This is a genomic window from Lapidilactobacillus concavus DSM 17758, assembly GCF_001435835.1.
GTDB lineage: Bacteria > Bacillota > Bacilli > Lactobacillales > Lactobacillaceae > Lapidilactobacillus > Lapidilactobacillus concavus.
Genome location: NZ_AZFX01000066.1, coordinates 1 through 1,793, shown reverse-complemented (window position 1 = coordinate 1,793; position 1,793 = coordinate 1). Strand labels below are relative to the sequence as shown.

Annotated in this window: 1 rRNA gene; it reads left to right on the top strand. The window is 50.3% G+C overall.

Annotation, left to right across the window (positions count from 1 at the left end):
- Positions 1 to 130: 130 nt before the first annotated feature.
- Positions 131 to 1,704, top strand: a 16S ribosomal RNA gene (locus FC15_RS06220).
- Positions 1,705 to 1,793 lie beyond the last annotated feature (89 nt).

Sequence of the window (1,793 nt, the reverse complement as noted above, 5' to 3'; positions counted from 1 at the left end):
AGTAGGCCTTTGAAAACTGAACAAAGTTTCGTAATATGCAGGGTTCATGACAAGCAATTGTGATGAACACAAAGCAATAAACAACAACGAAGTCAATTCGCTAGTTAAGTAATTTATGAGTCACAAACTTTTATATGAGAGTTTGATCCTGGCTCAGGACGAACGCTGGCGGCGTGCCTAATACATGCAAGTCGAACGAGTTTCATTTTAAGGATCAAGGTGCTTGCACCGAGAGAATTAAAAAGAAACGAGTGGCGGACGGGTGAGTAACACGTGGGTAACCTACCCTAAAGTGGGGGATAACATTTGGAAACAGATGCTAATACCGCATAACGAACGAAACCACATGGTTTCGTTCTGAAAGATGGCGTAAGCTATCACTTTTGGATGGACCCGCGGCGTATTAGCTAGTTGGTGAGGTAACGGCTCACCAAGGCGATGATACGTAGCCGACCTGAGAGGGTGATCGGCCACATTGGGACTGAGACACGGCCCAAACTCCTACGGGAGGCAGCAGTAGGGAATCTTCCACAATGGACGAAAGTCTGATGGAGCAACGCCGCGTGAGTGAAGAAGGTTTTCGGATCGTAAAACTCTGTTATCGGAGAAGAACGTATCTGGTAGTAACTGGCCAGGTAGTGACGGTATCCGATCAGAAAGCCACGGCTAACTACGTGCCAGCAGCCGCGGTAATACGTAGGTGGCAAGCGTTGTCCGGATTTATTGGGCGTAAAGCGAGTGCAGGCGGTTTTTTAAGTCTGATGTGAAAGCCTTCGGCTTAACCGAAGAAATGCATTGGAAACTGGGGAACTTGAGTGCAGAAGAGGAGAGTGGAACTCCATGTGTAGCGGTGAAATGCGTAGATATATGGAAGAACACCAGTGGCGAAGGCGGCTCTCTGGTCTGTAACTGACGCTGAGGCTCGAAAGCGTGGGTAGCAAACAGGATTAGATACCCTGGTAGTCCACGCCGTAAACGATGAGTGCTAAGTGTTGGGGGGTTTCCGCCCCTCAGTGCTGCAGCTAACGCATTAAGCACTCCGCCTGGGGAGTACGACCGCAAGGTTGAAACTCAAAGGAATTGACGGGGGCCCGCACAAGCGGTGGAGCATGTGGTTTAATTCGAAGCAACGCGAAGAACCTTACCAGGTCTTGACATCTAGCGCCAATCCTAGAGATAGGACGTTCCCTTCGGGGACGCTAAGACAGGTGGTGCATGGTTGTCGTCAGCTCGTGTCGTGAGATGTTGGGTTAAGTCCCGCAACGAGCGCAACCCTTATGATTAGTTGCCAGCATTAAGTTGGGCACTCTAGTCAGACTGCCGGTGACAAACCGGAGGAAGGTGGGGATGACGTCAAATCATCATGCCCCTTATGACCTGGGCTACACACGTGCTACAATGGCTAGTACAACGAGTTGCGAGACCGCGAGGTCAAGCTAATCTCTAAAAGCTAGTCTCAGTTCGGATTGTAGGCTGCAACTCGCCTACATGAAGTTGGAATCGCTAGTAATCGCGGATCAGCACGCCGCGGTGAATACGTTCCCGGGCCTTGTACACACCGCCCGTCACACCATGAGAGTTTGTAACACCCAAAGCCGGTGAGGTAACCCGTAAGGGAGCTAGCCGTCTAAGGTGGGACAGATGATTAGGGTGAAGTCGTAACAAGGTAGCCGTAGGAGAACCTGCGGCTGGATCACCTCCTTTCTAAGGAAACGGTCAGAAGAGGTCAAAGTCAACTGACCAACGGAACCTGCATAGAAACTTTGTTCAGTTTTGAGAGGTCTACTCTCAAA